Source organism: Arthrobacter sp. Y3223164 (assembly GCF_059091005.1).
Window position 1 is genome coordinate 1 of record NZ_JBNHGF010000577.1, and the last position, 1,303, is coordinate 1,303.

Consider the following 1,303-nt stretch of genomic DNA (forward strand, 5'->3'; position numbering starts at 1 on the left):
CCGGTCGCGGTCCAGGATCATCACGTTGATCTGGTTGATCTTCTTGTTCTTGGCCTTCGCGATCAGGTGCAGGTTCTGCTTGATGGGCAGCCGCAGGCCGTCGTCGTCGTCCTTCTTCTTGCCCTTTTTCCGGTCCTCCTCGCGCCGACGGGCAGCTTCCTCCTGCTTCCGCTCGGCCTCGGCCCGCTTGCGTTGCTCTTCGGCCCGTTGCGCGGCCGTGCGGCTGCCGGAGCGCAGGGGCACTCTCGGGTTGCTCATCATCCCTCCCCGGGAAGCGGTGCCTTCAGGTTCCAATGAGCCACCAGCCCGCCCGGATACAGGCCGCCGGCGGCCGTTTGCGAGGGCTCGGCGTGGCAGTGCATCGGGTACTCCCAGTCGGTGGTCCGGGCGTACCAGACCGGATCGAGGGCATCCGGCGGCCGCTTGACCGGGATGATGCAGTCCTTCCGGTCCATCGGTTGGAGCTCCACCACGTCCTCCCACTGCTGCAGCACCACGTGGCCCTGCTTGTCCACGTACCCCTCGCGCCGCGGCCAGTGGTAGTTGTTCCGCCGCACGGTCCACAGGTGGTTCCCGTGGAAGTGGATCTGGTGGTACACAATTCCGGGGTTGATCAGCCGCACCAGCTGGCCGCCGCGGAGGGTGCCGGCCGTGGTGCCTTCGCCGAACTGGCGCACATCGAGCTGCCGCGGATACCCGGAGACCAAGGTTTCCTCGTCGCTGGCCAGGTTGAGCGCCTCGTTCCGGGTCATGGCCAGCGACTCGTAGCCGCTGCGCCCGTTGAGCGTAAAGTACCGCGGCACCGCCTTGGTCTGCAGCGGGTCAACGGTGCCGCCGGCGGCCTCGATGGCCGCCCAGTTCGACTCCACCGCGTGGCAGATCCACACCCACTGCCGTTCGAAGCTGGCCCGGCCGGGGGTGATGTCCCACTGGTGCACCGGATCCATCACCAGGAGCGCGCCGAAGAGCCCGAGAGTCCGCTCGACCGGCGCGTTGGTCGGATCGCTGTAGATGTACGAACCGGCCGGCGGGCACGGCAGCTCCAGCAGCGCGCTCCCGCCCGGCGCAATCGGACCGGTCCTGGCGTCCGCGTGGTCCGGTCCGACGTCGTGCAGGACAAACTCATGGTCCTTGGACAGCCGGTTGTGCACCCGGAAGCGGAGCGTCGAACCCACCTCCGCGATGATGGTGCGCGCGGGGAAGAAGCTGGCCCAGTAGTTGCGGCGGATGAAGTACTGCCCGGGGTTCGCCGGGTCCGGGCCGTACGGCTGCGGGGTGCCGCGCGGCGGCAGCGCCGCCCCCA

General features: G+C 68.7%; 1 protein-coding gene and 1 pseudogene. Both read right to left on the minus strand.

What is annotated here, in order from left to right; translation table 11 throughout:
* Nucleotides 1-258: pseudogene (locus tag AC5RUJ_RS16540) on the minus strand (hypothetical protein); the annotation flags it as partial.
* Nucleotides 258-1,303 (minus strand): cupredoxin domain-containing protein (locus tag AC5RUJ_RS16545; protein WP_494156278.1); only part of this gene is annotated, 1,046 nt, incomplete at its 5' end. The pseudogene AC5RUJ_RS16540 and the gene AC5RUJ_RS16545, both read right to left, overlap by 1 nt.